Annotated in this window: 12 protein-coding genes; 8 read left to right on the top strand and 4 right to left on the bottom strand. The window is 47.7% G+C overall.

Features of this window, described 5'->3' with window-relative positions:
* Positions 1-53: 53 nt before the first annotated feature.
* Both Q0241_RS06915 and Q0241_RS06920 read right to left on the bottom strand, forming a co-directional pair.
* Complete coding sequence (locus Q0241_RS06915; RefSeq protein ID WP_299375153.1) at positions 54-3182, bottom strand: efflux RND transporter permease subunit; 3129 nt, start codon at positions 3180-3182, stop codon at positions 54-56.
* Between the two features lie 2 nt (positions 3183-3184).
* Positions 3185-4294 (bottom strand): efflux RND transporter periplasmic adaptor subunit, encoded by a 1110-nt coding sequence (locus Q0241_RS06920; RefSeq protein ID WP_299375156.1) that lies wholly within the window; start codon positions 4292-4294, stop codon positions 3185-3187.
* 340 nt (positions 4295-4634) lie between these two features.
* Here Q0241_RS06920 and rpmI point away from each other — a divergent pair, with 340 nt between their 5' ends.
* The 7 genes from rpmI (at position 4635) to Q0241_RS06955 (ending at position 11242) form a co-directional block, all read left to right on the top strand.
* Complete coding sequence (gene rpmI, locus Q0241_RS06925; RefSeq protein WP_047762593.1) at positions 4635-4835, top strand: 50S ribosomal protein L35; 201 nt, start codon at positions 4635-4637, stop codon at positions 4833-4835.
* 17 nt (positions 4836-4852) lie between these two features.
* Positions 4853-5209: a 50S ribosomal protein L20 gene (gene rplT, locus Q0241_RS06930; RefSeq protein WP_299375163.1), complete on the top strand. Its 357-nt coding sequence runs from the start codon at positions 4853-4855 to the stop codon at positions 5207-5209.
* Between the two features lie 249 nt (positions 5210-5458).
* On the top strand, positions 5459-5818 hold the full coding sequence (locus tag Q0241_RS06935; protein ID WP_299375166.1) for a hypothetical protein: 360 nt from the start codon (positions 5459-5461) through the stop codon (positions 5816-5818).
* A gap of 44 nt (positions 5819-5862) precedes the next feature.
* Positions 5863-6933, top strand: coding sequence for a phenylalanine--tRNA ligase subunit alpha (pheS, locus tag Q0241_RS06940; RefSeq protein WP_299375169.1), 1071 nt, complete (start codon positions 5863-5865; stop codon positions 6931-6933).
* A gap of 14 nt (positions 6934-6947) precedes the next feature.
* Complete coding sequence (gene pheT / locus Q0241_RS06945; RefSeq protein ID WP_299375172.1) at positions 6948-9356, top strand: phenylalanine--tRNA ligase subunit beta; 2409 nt, start codon at positions 6948-6950, stop codon at positions 9354-9356.
* 244 nt (positions 9357-9600) lie between these two features.
* Entirely contained in the window at positions 9601-10248 is a 648-nt protein-coding gene (locus Q0241_RS06950) for a hypothetical protein (RefSeq protein WP_299375175.1), read from the top strand.
* Between the two features lie 265 nt (positions 10249-10513).
* Positions 10514-11242, top strand: a complete 729-nt coding sequence (locus Q0241_RS06955; RefSeq protein ID WP_299375178.1) for a hypothetical protein — start codon at positions 10514-10516, stop codon at positions 11240-11242.
* On the opposite strand, the gene Q0241_RS06960 is transcribed toward Q0241_RS06955, so the two are convergent.
* Both Q0241_RS06960 and Q0241_RS06965 read right to left on the bottom strand, forming a co-directional pair.
* Positions 11239-11808, bottom strand: coding sequence for a nucleotidyltransferase family protein (locus Q0241_RS06960; protein ID WP_299375181.1), 570 nt, complete (start codon positions 11806-11808; stop codon positions 11239-11241). The genes Q0241_RS06955 and Q0241_RS06960 overlap by 4 nt on opposite strands.
* 122 nt (positions 11809-11930) lie before the next feature.
* Entirely contained in the window at positions 11931-13517 is a 1587-nt protein-coding gene (locus tag Q0241_RS06965; RefSeq protein ID WP_299375184.1) for a DUF87 domain-containing protein, read from the bottom strand.
* Between the two features lie 235 nt (positions 13518-13752).
* On the opposite strand from Q0241_RS06965, the gene Q0241_RS06970 reads away from it, so the two are divergent.
* A partial coding sequence (locus tag Q0241_RS06970) for a GTP-binding protein (protein WP_299375187.1) occupies positions 13753-14574 on the top strand: 822 nt, incomplete at its 3' end.

The following is a 14574-nucleotide window of genomic DNA, read 5'->3' on the forward strand; positions in this document are numbered from 1 at the left end:
AGATACTCGCCTTCGACTCTTTTCTATATCGCCTTTTTATTACTGGAAAGTTGTTAACTTTCTTTCGTTTTCCATAACTTTTTATTTGTTGCTTCCCGCATGGATTGGAAAGCAACATAAAGTGGTGGAATGAACAGAAGTCCAATGGATGTGGCCGCAACCATACCGCCAAAGACAACAAAACCCACCGCGACGCGACTGGCTGCCCCGGCACCTGATGCAAAGATTAAGGGTAATACCCCCAGTATGAATGAAAGTGCAGTCATCATCACTGCCCTGAAGCGCAAGCTTGCCGCATCAAGGGCAGCTTCTGTAATGGAAAGCCCTTCTTCTCGTCTGACCTTTGCGAATTCGACAATGAGGATGGCACTTTTACTGGCAAGCCCGATAAGCATCACCATACCGATCTGGGCATAGAGGTTATTGTCTAGGAAGGGCAAGAGCGCCATAGGCACCAAGGCCCCAAAAGCGGCCAGAATAACCGATGTGATGACGGATAGAGGAATGCTCCAGCTTTCGTATTGGGCGACAAGAAAAAGATAGGCAAAGATAAGTGCCAAAGCGAAGATAATGACGATATAGCCACCGGCTTCTTGTTCCTGTTTGGATGTTCCTGTCCACTCAATGCCATATCCGTCCGGCAGGGCATCAGCCGCGGCACGTTCCAGTGCAGCAATGGCATCACCACTACTGTAGCCTGTCGCCGGCGACCCGGTTATGGACGCCGATTTGAACTGATTATAACGCGCGACGGATAGGGGGCCGAGGATGGGTTCTATCTCGATAAGAGTCCGCAGGGGAATCATGTCACCGTTATCATTTCGAACATGAAGGTTATCGATGTCTTCCAACCCGTTACGGAATTGTGCTTCGGCCTGAATCTGGACCCTGTACACTTTTCCGTAAAGGTTAAAATCATTGATATAGGATGACCCAAGATTAGCTTGCAGTGTCGAGAATATATCAGAGATCTTAACGCCAAGAACGAGGGCTTTTTCTCGATCAACCTCTAGAAAGAGCTGAGGAATATTTGCGGAATAGGTGCTGAATACAGATGCTAATTCGGGCTGTTGGTTGGCAGCGAAGACCAAGCTACGCACCGCAGAAGCAAGCTCTTGAGGTGTTCGGCCAAGGTAATCCTGAACCTGAGCTTCAACGCCACCGCCTGTGCCCAAACCCATAATAGGGGGCAGTGGGAAAGCGAAGGATTCTGCCGAGGCCAGTCCCGCAAGTCGACCGTTTATGCGGCCCAGGATATTAAACCACTTGAGTTCAAATTCAGTTCGTTCTGCCCAATCGCTTAAAACCGGAATTAACAAAGAAGAATTCGAGGCTGCTCCTGATAATAAGCTGAAACCGGAAACCGAGATAACATCTGTGACGCCTTCCTCTTCCAACAGCATATCTGTGACTTTCGCTGTAACTTCGTTTGTTCGCTCCAAAGATGCGCCATCCGGAAGCTGTACGTTCACAAAGAACACGCCTTTGTCTTCCATGGGAATGAATCCTGTGGGGACGGTCTGGAACATATAGACGGTTACGCCAGCGAAAATACCAAGAACGGCCAAGGAAATAGCAAGCCTTCTGATCATAAGGGCAACAACCCTGCTATATCCATTACGTGTTCGATCAACAAGATTTGCAAAAAGCTTCAAAGGACCGCGGGGTTCACCACTGTCGGGTTTTAACAGAAGTGCACAAAGTGCAGGTGACAGTGTTAATGCATTGATAGAAGAGAGCGAAACCGCCACGCAAATGGTGAGAGAGAACTGTTTGTAAAGCTCGCCTGTAATGCCGGGCATGAAAGATACTGGCACAAAAACGGCCAGAAGAACCAATGTTGTTGCGACGACAGGGCCTGTAACCTCTTTCATTGCCAGCTTGGTTGAATCAGCCGCCGATTTCCCGGTTTCTTTCATGATCCTTTGCACGTTTTCAACAACGACAATGCTGTCATCGACGACGATACCAATGGCGAGGATAATGGCGAAGAGGGTTATCATATTGGCGCTGAACCCGACAGCGTAGAGAACGGCAAAGGTGCCGATAAGGGATACCGGAATCGCAAGGCTTGGGATCAGGGTCGATCGCCAGTCGCTCAAAAAGAGAAACGTTACGCTGACAACAAGAACAAAGGTGATGAGAAGTGTCTCTATAACCTCTTGGACCGAGGCCCTTACTGCGTTGGTGGTGTCGTAAAGAATTTTGTATTCTACACCCTGTGGGAAGCTCTCTGACAGGCGGTCGAGTTCAGTATAGATAGCGTCCGCAACATCGAGAGCATTGGCGCCAGGTGATTGATAAACCGCGATTGCTGCAGAAGGAGCATTGTTGAGTTTTGATACTGAAGAATAACTTTGCGATCCAAGCTCGATCCTTGCGACGTCTTTTAGCCGAACAAAGGAACCGTCTTGGTTTGCACGAATAACAATGTTTTCAAACTCTTCAACCGTTGTCAGGCGACCTTTGGCCTGAAGGGTGTACTGAAATTGGGGGGTGCCTTCAAACGGAGGAGCCCCCAGTTGTCCTGCTGTTGCCTGTATGTTTTGGTTTTCTATTGCCTCGCTCACATCTTTGGTGGTGAGGCCAACGGCAGTCAGACGATCAGGATTAAGCCAGACACGCATTCCGTAATCCAAGGCACCGAACTGCGAGACGCTGCCGACACCGTTAATTCGTGCCAGTGAATCCTGAATATAAATAGAGGCATAGTTACTCAGGAACAGAGAATCTTGTGTGTCATCAGGTGAGACCATATTGATCACAAGAAGCATAGACGTTGACTGCTTCTGAGTAATGACGCCCTGCCGAGTAACTTCTGCTGGTAAAGAGGCGTTGGCGGTTGCAACCCGGTTTTGAACGTTAACCGCAGCAATGTCCGGGTCTGTTCCGACAGCAAAAGTGACCGTAAGGTCATAACTGCCGTCGTTACTACTTGTTGAGGACATATATAACATGCCGTCAACCCCATTGACTTTTGCTTCAATGGGGGCTGCAACAGACTGTTCAACAACAGTTGCATTAGCACCGGGATAACTGGTGGTCACTTTGACCTGTGGCGGGGTAATGTCGGGGTATTCTGCAACAGGAATTGAATTAAGGGCGATAATACCTGCTAGGGAAATGACAATTGAGATGACTAGGGCAAACTTGGGGCGATTGATGAAAAGGGCTGAAAACACGATCAGGCTCCTTCTTCAACCGGGTTGACAATCATGTCAGGTTTTACCTTTTGAATACCTTGGACGATGATGCGTTCTCCTTTAAGGAGGCCGTCTTTTATGACCCAATTTGTTTCGACTTGTTCGCCCACTTGAACTCGGCGTATTTCCACTTTGTTGCTGCGGTCGACAACCAGAGTAAAGTATCCTTGTTGATCTTTTTGAACGGATGCTTGGGGGACAACCAACTCACTTCGGGTTTCTTTACTGCGAACGTTCACGCTAACGAATTGACCCGGTACCAGAATATGTTTGGGGTTGGGGAAAACTGCCCGGGTTGTGATCGAGTTTGTGCTTTGATTGACTTTAGTATTAATAAAATCAAATTTACCTTCGCTCTCATAGGGTTTCCCGTCAGAGAGAACCAGCGATGGAATGACAGGGGGTTCGTTTGAAAGGCCCTTGCGACGTTCTTCGAGGATGAGCTTGTCGCTAACCGGAACCGTGACATAAATCGGGTCAAGGCTTGTAATAGTGGCAAGAGGTTCGCTATTGGAATTGACCAAATTGCCCACACTGTACCGAGATCGACTTATTTGCCCATCCAGAGGGCTATGGATTTCGGTATAACTTAAATTTAATTCTGCTTTGCGAAGGGCTGCTTTTGCCTGCATCACTTCTGCGAGAGCCGAAGATTCACTCGCTTCTGACGTATCCAGAGAAGCTTCGGAGACAACTTTCTTTTTTCGAAGATCTTTTTTCCGTTTTAGATCTGATCGTGCGTTTTTCAAGGTCGCGTTTGCGCCGGCAAGATCAGCTTTGGCTTGTTCTACAGCGATTTGGTAAGGGGCTTTTTCCAAAACATAAAGCAAATCGCCTTGTTGGATATTTGCACCTTCTTTGAAATGTCGTTCTTCAACAAAGCCTTCGACACGTGCGCGCAAGTCAACGGTATTGACGGCCTCAACGCGACCGACAAATGTGAGTTCTGGCGTAACGTTCTGTTCTTGCACCGTGGTAACAATCACACTTGGCGGGGGAGAAGAATTATCTTGGGCCGTGGCTAACTGGGCACCAAACAGGATTGTTGATGCAAAAAACAATGCAGGTGTTTTTGTGTGGGGAAACTTCATGGCGCGGTTCTCTTTTGATGTCCAGCAATTAGCGTTGGCAAGGAATGTGAGTTGTGGTGCAAGAAGTATGACTTAATAATTATTGTTCAATACCCTGGGGTATGTTTTGTTGTGTTTATATGGAATAATGTATTTAAGCGATATATAACCTAGCATTAATGATAAAAAGATGTGAGAAAAAACGAATGGAGGCGTTTGACATGAAGACTCCATATTTTCTCTATGTTAGCGCTTGCCAAAGAGGGGAAAGAATACTATAACCCCCGCCATTGTCGGGTGGCATGTGCCAAAGGGTATGCCTAGTCACTCTGAAAAAGAACTTTATTTATAAGGAAAGAAAATGCCCAAACTTAAGACGAAATCTGGCGCGAAGAAACGCTTCCGCCTGACCGGAACTGGTAAAGTCGTTGCTGCTCAGGCAGGTAAACGTCACGGTATGCGCAAACGCTCACAAACAATGATTCGTAACGCTCGCGGTACGACAACTCTTTGTGATTCTGATGCGCGTGTCATCAAACGTAATTTCCTAGTTAACGGTTAAGGTTAAGGTAGTAGCAAATGGCTCGTGTTAAACGGGGCGTGACATCACGTGCACGCCACAAAAAAGTTGTTAAACTTGCTAAAGGCTTCCGCGGCCGTGGCAAAAACGTATTCAGTGTAGCCGTACAGCGCCTTGAAAAAGGCTGGCAGTACGCATACCGGGATCGTCGTGTTAAGAAACGTACATTCCGTGGTCTGTGGATTCAGCGTATCAACGCTGGTGCCCGCTTGCACGGTGTTACGTACTCTCAGTTCATGAACGGTGTGAAGAAAGCTGAAATCGGTCTTGACCGTAAAGTGCTTGCTGATCTGGCTGTTCGTGAGCCAGCTGCATTTGCTGCTGTTGTTGAAAAGGCAAAAGCAGCTCTGGCTTAACGCGCACTCGTTTTAGGCTTTATGACAGGGCAGCATCCGGTTTCGGGTGCTGCCTGTTTGTCTTTTAGGGCCTGAACGTATCTGAAAAGACGACTGTATTCTGACTTTTTTATTATCAAAATGTTCTGACGATCAATTTGGGCAGAACCTGTCGATGGTATTTGAGTAACCTCTCGCTTGTAACCGGAACGACGTCCCGTGGTCTCCCTTTCGAAAATCTTCGTACCTATTATTTTGTGCTTGTCATTATTGTCTGGCTGTTTTGATGCTGGCGGGGCGACTGGTGTTAATTATTCTGAAGAAATTGATATCGTTCGCGATCATGTTGTGAATGGCCAAAGTAATTCTGATTTAATCGGTGAATTGGCTGGGCGTCATGGTAAAGTCACTTGGCTGGCAGGACCATGGAATGATAAACAATCTGATCAACAAGTACTGGTCAGTGCGAGTATTCGGAAAAATCTGGATGATAGAGATCATGAGCTAACGCTTCTGTTCCGTTATGACCGCACGTCCCAAGACGTTATTTTGGATAAAGTTTTACTTGATGGACAGGTCCAGAGTGTCGTGGGTGGTGCGGTTGCAATGCTGGCAATGAAGTTGGAATAACACAAGATTACTGATTGAGGATTTCCTCATGAACGGGAAGTATAATGGATAATCTGGAAGAACTTCGCAGTGATTTGCTGCAAAGAGTAGAAGCTGCCGCAGATCTGGATGCTTTGGATGCTGTGCGTGTTCAAGCACTGGGAAAGAAAGGTGAAATTACACAGCGTATGAAAACGCTGGGTAATCTGGCCCCTGAAGAACGCAAGGAAGCTGGGCAGGCCTTTAACCTGATTAAGCAAGCTGTTGCCGAAGCAATTGAGACGCGCAAGGCAAACCTACATGCCATCGCATTGGAAGCACGCCTTGCAGAAGAAAAGGTTGATGTCTCTCTGCCACCACGTCCTGCGACAATCGGCAAAATGCATCCTATCAGCCAAACGCTGGAAGAGCTGGTTGCTATTTTTGGCGAGATGGGTTTTTCCGTGGCTGAAGGGCACCACATCGAAGATGATTTTCATAACTTCACTGCATTGAACATTCCGCCGGAACATCCTGCGCGTCAGGAGCTTGATACCTTCTATATGCCAGAGCGTGAAGACGGGACCCGATCCGTTCTACGGACCCACACTTCCCCTGTGCAAATTCGCGCGATGCAAAACACGACACCGCCTATCCGCATTATTGCGCCAGGCCGGACATTCCGTGCTGATCACGATGCCACACACTCCCCGATGTTCCATCAGGTTGAAGGGTTGGTTATTGATGAAAAAACAAACATGGGTCACCTTAAAGGCGTTCTTATTGAGTTCTGTCGCGCTTTCTTTGGCGTAAAAGATCTCCCTTTGCGCTTCCGTCCAAGTTATTTCCCGTTTACGGAGCCTTCAGCCGAAGTTGACATCGGATGTTCCCGTTCTGGTGGGCAGCTGAAAATCGGCGCTGGTGAAGATTGGTTGGAAATCTTGGGCAGCGGTATGGTTCACCCAAAAGTTCTCGAGAACTGCGGCATTGATTCTTCCAAGTATCAAGGCTTTGCATTCGGTATCGGGATCGAACGTCTTGCCATGCTCAAATACGGTATTCCTGATTTGAGAACCTTCTATGAAACTGATCTACGCTGGATGAAACATTATGGCTTCTTGCCGATGGAAATGCCCAGCATGGTCCGTGGTCTGTAGAGAGGTTTGGGAAAATGAAATTTACACTTAACTGGTTGAAAGATCACCTCGACACAGATGCTTCTTTGGAAGCCATTGTTGAAAAACTTTCTCTTATCGGTCTCGAAGTCGAAGGCGTTGAAAATAAAGCTGATGAACTCAAGGCTTTTAAAACTGCGAAGGTTATCGAAGCTGTTCAGCATCCCAACGCGGATCGCTTGAGAGTCTGTCAAGTACAGTCAGACGAAGGCATTAGTCAGGTTGTTTGCGGTGCACCGAATGCCCGAACGGGTATGGTTGGCGTGTTTGCACCTGTTGGATCATATGTCCCAGGCATCGATCTTACCTTGAAGGCCGGCAACCTCCGTGGTGAAGATTCTAACGGTATGTTGGTTTCCGAACGCGAAATGGGATTGTCTGATGAACATGATGGCATCATTGATCTTCCCGAAGATACGGAAGTTGGTGTGCCGCTGGCTGAAATTCTTGGCCTTGATGATCCGATCATTGAAATTGCGATTACACCAAACCGGGGTGATTGCCTTGGTGTGCGTGGTGTCGCCCGTGATCTCGCTGCTGTCGGTATGGGGACGCTTAAACCACTGAAGCTTGAAACTATCGAAGGATCTTTTGATAGCGCGATTAAGTGGAAAGCTGATGCAGCTGTTGCTGATGATGTTCCCTATGTGGCTGGACGTTATTTCAAGAACCTGAAAAATGGCCCTAGCCCCAAGTGGTTGCAAGAAAGACTTCTGGCGCTCGGGTTACGCCCAATCTCAGCTTTGGTAGATATTACCAACTACGTTTCCTTTGATCTTGGCCGCCCCCTGCATGTTTTTGATGCGGATAAAGTCAAAGGCGATCTGACCATGCGCTATGCTCAGAATGACGAAGAGTTTCTGGCGCTTGACGAAGAAACATACAAGCTGTCTGAGTCCATGGTTGTGATCAGCGACGATAACGGTGTTCAGGGGCTTGGTGGTGTTATGGGCGGGCTTAATTCCGGCTGTAGTCATGAAACCACAAACATGTTTTTGGAAGTTGCTCTGTTTGATCCGACATCAATTGCGATTACCGGTCGTAAATCCGGTATTCTTTCTGATGCACGATATCGTTTTGAGCGCACTGTCGACAGCCAATCTGCGGATTGGGGCGTGGATGTTGCTACACGGATGGTGCTTGATCTGTGTGGTGGTGAAGTCAGTAAGGTTACATCTGCGGGATCAATTCCATCAGAAAAACGTGTTATTGAGCTGCGCCCAAATCGTATCAAAGATCTTTGTGGCGTTGCTGTTGAAAAAGACAAACAAATCGAAATCCTGTCCATTCTGGGGTTTGACGTTACAGAAAAAGACGGTTTGATTTTGGCAACGGTGCCGAGCTGGCGTCCGGATGTGGAACTCGAAGCCTGTCTGGTGGAAGAGATTCTGCGTATCTATGGATATGAAAATATCCCCGAAACGCAAATGGAAATGCCAAGTTATCTGCCTCAGGGCGTGCTGACCTTGGCACAACGTCGCGTGTCTAACACGCGGTCAGCTCTTTGCTGGCGCGGGCTTGATGAAGCTGTAACCTTCTCATTCGTTTCTTATGCTCAGGCCGAGCTGTTTGGTGGTGTTCCCGATAGTCTGCGAGTTGCCAATCCGATCTCTACGGATCTGGATACTATGCGTCCTTCTATCCTGCCGACATTGCTTTCGGCAGCGGCACGTAACACTGACCGCGGATTTGCCGATAATGCACTCTTCGAAGTGGGACCTCAGTATCAGGACGACACAGCCAAAGGGCAGAAGCAGATGGCAACCGGATTGCGTTCCGGTAACGTGGCAGAACGTCATTGGGAAAGCCCAAGCCGCCCTGTTGATCTGTTTGATGCCAAGGGTGATGCGCTTGCTGCTTTGTCTGCTGCGGGTGCTCCGGTAGAAAACTTGCAGGTATTTACATCAGCACCATCCTATTTCCATCCCGGACGTTCTGGCGTTCTTGGGTTGGGGCCAAAGAATGTACTGGCCGCGTTTGGTGAGCTTCATCCTCGTGTGTTGGAAGCGATGGATATCAAAGGCCCTGTTGTTGCTTTTGAAGTTTTCTTGGAAAACATTCCACAGCCAAAGATCAAAAAAGGTGAATCTGGCAAGATCAAACCTGCGCTGGATCTTTCTCCGTTCCAGTCTGTTGATCGTGATTTTGCTTTCTTGGTTGATGATAGCGTCGAGGCCGGAAAACTTATCCGTGCTGTTAAGGGTGCCGATAAAAACCTGATCACGGATGTCGTCCTTTTTGACGTCTATAAAGGTAAAGGTGTTGAAGACGGGAAGAAATCACTGGCGATTACAGTGACGTTGCAGCCTCGGGACAAAACCCTGACGGATGAGGAAATTGACGCAGTTTCCCAGAAGGTTATCGCACAGGCCATGAAGGCAACTGGCGGTACACTTCGAAGTTAAGATCAGTAAAAATATACGAAGGAAAAGCCCGATAGAATGCCCGGTAGATACCGTGAGTTTTTGCCGGGCTTTTCTTTTGCCAAAGACTTCTCGTTATCCTGATCTCGATTATGTGAAATGCTGTTTGCTGATATTATCTTAGATTTGTGCTAAGTTAATCTAGCAGGGGGAGTGGCGTGTTTTAACGTCACCAAAAGTTCATCCGATAAGAAGTTGATCTTGGGGGATACCTTAGGAGGCACTTATGTCAGAACTTACCTTGGAAAAGGGCAAAACCATTCAAATGACTGTGCGTGAAGCCGTCGGGGTTTTTCATAGTGCTGCTGAGCTTGAAGCAGCTGTTGACGAACTCCAGAACGCAGGGTTCGATCGATCTGAAATCAGCCTTCTCGCCAGCGAGGACGCGGTGGCTGAAAAGTTGGGGCATCGCTACCATTCCGTTGTTGAGTTGGAAGACGATGTGAATGTCCCCCGTACGGCATATGTCGAACATGATTCGATTGTCGAAGGAAAAACAACGCTTATTGGTGGTTTGGCTTATATCGGTGCGATTGTGGCAGCCGCACCAATAGTTGCATCGGGTGGGTCACTTGCCGTTGCAATTATGGGCGCTGTATTAGCTGGCGGATCTGCGGGTATTTTTGGTTCTTTTGTTGCAGAGTGGATTGGTCATAAACACGCACAATCAATTGAGAGCCAGCTCCAGCGAGGCGGTTTATTGTTGTGGGTTACTTTGCGGGATGAAGGGCAAGAGCAAAAAGCATTGGATATCTTGAACAAACTTGAAGCTGATGATGTCCATTGCCACGATATTCCCGTTTCTGATGATCCGGCGATCAATCCTGTGCAGGGAACACGAATTGATCCCTTTTTGCCCGGTGCCTCTATATAGAACGGTTTAAAAGCGAATATGTCATTGTATGCAGTATTCATAGGGCATTCAGTATACATAGACTTTTGCGTTCAAGGCCTATTAGTTCCGGACAATGAATATCCTTGCAAGATGCAGAGGGTACCTTTTTCCCAGAGGTAAAATTGTAAGGGTAAAAAGTTCTGATTTTTGCCCTAGATACTATTTTGCCATTGAAAAATAACAATAAAATTTATGGCCTGTTTTTTGCTTCATAAAGCTAAAGAGTTTTATGAGGTGGGAAAACGTGAGCGTTAATCTGGATGTTGTTTCTCTGAGTACTGGCGTCGGGCATGGGTTGCCAAGTCCTGTTGCCCCGGTACCGAGTGAAGAACGTGTAACTTCTGGTAATAAGGCCAAGCAAGAAGAAAACAGCAGCTCGGCAGCTTATGAAATTACCTTGTCGGATGAAGCTAAAGAGCTTTTGGCACGGATGGAAGGCTCTGTTCGCCAAGTCGGTGATGTCCGTTTTGAAGATCTTTCCGCCGCAGAACAAAGCCGTATCCGTGATTTGGAAAAACAACTCTCGGAAATATTTGGTCAACAGCCCAGTAAAAAGTTAAGTCCGGATGAGAAAGAGCAGATTACTGTTCTGCGGCAACGGATCGGCGATGTTTTGGGCTTTGCCCCGACATCCGTCGATCCCATGCATCATAACCTGGTTCAGCGTTTAGAGGATGAGGCAGACCGTATGCTCTCAAACCCTCAGAAAGTCATGAGCGAAACCGAAGAACGGCAACTGGCGGTGGTTTTCTCTCATCTTGAAAGTCTTCAAGGGGTTTCATCTGTTAGCTATCAGGTGCCGCCTGAACTGTCGGAGCACGTGAATGCCTTGCAGGGGCAGATTGATCAAATATCGGGTGTTGCAGACATCCAGATGCCAGGCACGAGTGATATGAAACAGGCAACCCAGATTTTTCAGGATTTAGCGGGTATTTATGATGGCGCTTTCAAACGTATAATGAAGGTAAACTAAATCACGATTTCCAAATTTCTCCAACGATCCTGCCATCGTTTTTTATCCTGTCGAACTTTAAACTCGAAGAGCTTGTGTTCTTTGAAATACGGGCAAGGGCGCACCTTTTGTTGATAGAGATCATCTAGACCAAAGGGATGCATAATCTCTATATCATTCTTGGGTGTCAGCCTGACCGCGATCGCGGTAACTGTTTCGGGCCAATGCTGTAGGGCGTCATGACAGTCCTGATAAGGGCGGTCTCGGTTAACCTGATGCATTCTGGCTTGGTTTTTTACGGACCAATTACCGAAAAGGGATTCCATTTCTGGCGCTATTGATCGCAGTTTTTCTTCATACGTATGTTCTGTTTTTTGTCGGGTGTCTTTTGGATCAAAATAGATAACATCAATGTCACTTTTAACTGGGGGAATCTGAATGTTATTCAAGTGATCCCAAAAGGAATTGCGTATTAAGCCTGCGGCGATCCAGCAATCGGGCAAATCAAGATCTTTGACAACAGCCATACAGTCTATAAGCGGCTTCGAAGAGTGTAAAAAATTCCTAAGGCGTGCGGCGTTGGACACAAGGGCCCCTTGGTTGTTTTCTTTTGCACTTATCTCAACAAGAAGTGATCCTGCGATTTCAGAGTTAGGGATAACAGTCCGAATTCAGGTTTTCGTCAAGGTGGCTTGAGGTAAGTTCTTGATCAACTTTCCCGTGATTGGGTGCGCCAGCGTTTAAGGGCATAGTTGATGTGGTTGGCATCAAAGCGGTCTTCAGCCCAGTTTTTGGCGAAGCTTGCGGTGTTACTTTCGGGCAACTCGTTCGCCGAGAGTTCATGGAATCTGATCCGGGTTGGGAAGTTTACGCCCTCACCAACAACAATTGCTTCCTGATTTCGAAGAGAAGGAAGCGATTTCAAAAGGCTGGATGATGACTGTGGCAATGTGCGTTGTACAAACATTTGATCACGCTCGTTACTCATCCGTAGCGAGAACATCGTATTACACTGCGAGAGGATGGTTTCTGAAAGTTCGGATGGTCTTTGGGTGATCAATCCCAATGAAACACCATACTTTCGGCCTTCCTTGGCAATTTGCTCAAGAGCTTTGCGCGTCGGGGCAAAGCCTGAATTTTTATCATAGGGCACATAGCGGTGGGCTTCTTCGCAAACCACGAGAATGGGGATAGGGTCATGCCTGTGTCCCCACACGGCAAGATCAAACATGGTCCGACATAGAAGGGATACCATGACATCCACAACTTCGGACGGCACACCGGACAAATCGAAAATTGAAACCGGCTTGCCATCATTAGGAATACGCATGAGCTGAGAGAGGATATAGCTCATGTTATCGCGTAGGGCGACGTTCCCGAACATAAAGGCATAACGACGATCCCCACGAAGGTTTTCCAAGCGGTTTTTCAGGCGTTGAAATGGCGCGAGTTGTTCTGGTTTACCTAGCTGCCCCATCATTTCGTCAATTCGATGGACAAGATCAGATAGTTTATAGGGGACAGGGGTATCAACGGTTAGGGTGTTGGCATCTTCGCCCTGTTCACCCCAATTTAACTTTGCCGTTAAAATCGCATCTTTAAGGATACCTGCCTCAATATTGCGCGCTGTTGGTTCTTTACTACAGAAAATTTCAACAGACTCTTCAAAGTTTAAAAGCCAATAGGGAAGACGTAATGATTCAGGGCTAAGAGATTCTGCCTTATCCTTGAAGGCCGCTGAATATTCATTGTGTGGATCAATAAGAATGATGTGACCACAGGGATGGCTGTCGAGGATGGATTTCAGGATCACGGTTAGCGAGCAGGATTTTCCGCTACCTGTTGTGCCGAGGATTGCAAAGTGCTTCCCCAAAAGGGCATCGGTCATGATATAGGCGGGAAGCTTCCGTTCTTGAGACAGGGCACCGACAGTAAAACAGGGTTTGTCTGGGCGGGCATAAATTTCCGCAAGTTCATCCGTTTGGACGGGTTCGACCTCTGCCCCCAGTACAGGAAAGCGGGAAACGCCACGCTGAAAACCCGGCAGCTCGCCTTTGTCTGGGTTGATCAGTTTTTCCCCCAGAAGATCAATGGACATCACCTTGACGTCATTGGGACTTGGTGGATGAGAAGGTTTGGGAATTTCCATGTCACTGATCAAGCCGAAGGCGATAGCAGTTTCCGACTGGATTCTGATCATATCTCCGATTGTCGGAAGATCGACGTCGGGCGCAACAGAGGCCGATAAACTGTCGCCGCTGATAGATGTGACATAACCGATGGTGTTTGTGGACACGGGTAAAATTCCCTCAAGAAAAACCTAACTATTTCAATATTAGCGTGGAAAAGTTTACAGGGGATTTAAAGGGGAGCTATAGGAGCAAATGTTCCATATTTTACTTTGTCTTTTATACGTGGGAGTGCGCATCCCCATTATTTTACCGCTGCAACCCCGCTATGATGCAGAGATAGATTGCGCATTCCTGCTTTAGGGCTTATCTTCCGCACGATTATTGATAGGCATGAAGTTAATGGCTGATTTAAAACATATTCGAAATTTTTCAATTGTTGCGCACATCGACCACGGGAAATCTACCCTGGCGGATCGGTTGATTCAGCATTGTGGCGCGCTAAGCGACCGTGAAATGCAGGACCAGGTTCTGGATAACATGGAACTTGAGCGCGAGCGTGGCATCACCATCAAGGCCCAGACCGTGCGTCTGAACTACAAGGCCAAAGATGGCGAGGTCTATCAGCTCAATCTGATCGATACCCCCGGACACGTTGATTTCACCTACGAGGTCAGCCGTTCGCTTGCGGCCTGTGAAGGGTCGTTGCTACTGGTTGATGCATCGCAGGGTGTTGAGGCCCAAACGCTGGCGAATGTGTATCTGGCGATTGATAATGATCATGATATCATCCCTGTGCTCAACAAGATCGATTTGCCTGCGGCGGAACCTGACCGTGTGCGCGAACAGATTGAAGAAGTTATCGGCATCGACGCGACAGATGCATTAACCGTTTCCGGGAAAACTGGCGAAGGTATCGAAGCCGTTCTGGATGCTATTGTCGAAAAATTGCCAGCCCCAATTGGTGATCCCGATGACAAGCTGAAAGCTTTGCTGGTCGATAGCTGGTACGACAGCTATCTCGGCGTGATTACGCTGGTGCGTGTGGTTGATGGTGTGATCAAACCGGGTATGAAAATCCGTATGATGGGAACGGGAACCACGCACCTTGTGGATGCAGTTGGTGCTTTCTCACCAAAGCTGACCAAGCTCAAAGAGCTCCGCGCTGGTGAGATCGGCTATATCACGGCGGGTATCAAACAAATTACCGATACGAAGGTCGGG

The organism is uncultured Kiloniella sp., assembly GCF_937128705.1.
In the GTDB taxonomy this organism is placed as follows: Bacteria; Pseudomonadota; Alphaproteobacteria; order Kiloniellales; family Kiloniellaceae; genus Kiloniella.

Excerpts from the sequence above, each read along its gene's own strand:
- Q0241_RS06920 (WP_299375156.1), bottom strand. The coding sequence starts at position 4,294 with ATGAAGTTTCCCCACACAAAAACACCTGCATTGTTTTTTGCATCAACA.
- rpmI (WP_047762593.1), top strand. The coding sequence starts at position 4,635 with ATGCCCAAACTTAAGACGAAATCTGGCGCGAAGAAACGCTTCCGCCTG.
- rplT (WP_299375163.1), top strand. The coding sequence starts at position 4,853 with ATGGCTCGTGTTAAACGGGGCGTGACATCACGTGCACGCCACAAAAAA.
- pheS (WP_299375169.1), top strand. The coding sequence starts at position 5,863 with ATGGATAATCTGGAAGAACTTCGCAGTGATTTGCTGCAAAGAGTAGAA.
- pheT (WP_299375172.1), top strand. The coding sequence starts at position 6,948 with ATGAAATTTACACTTAACTGGTTGAAAGATCACCTCGACACAGATGCT.
- Q0241_RS06950 (WP_299375175.1), top strand. The coding sequence starts at position 9,601 with ATGTCAGAACTTACCTTGGAAAAGGGCAAAACCATTCAAATGACTGTG.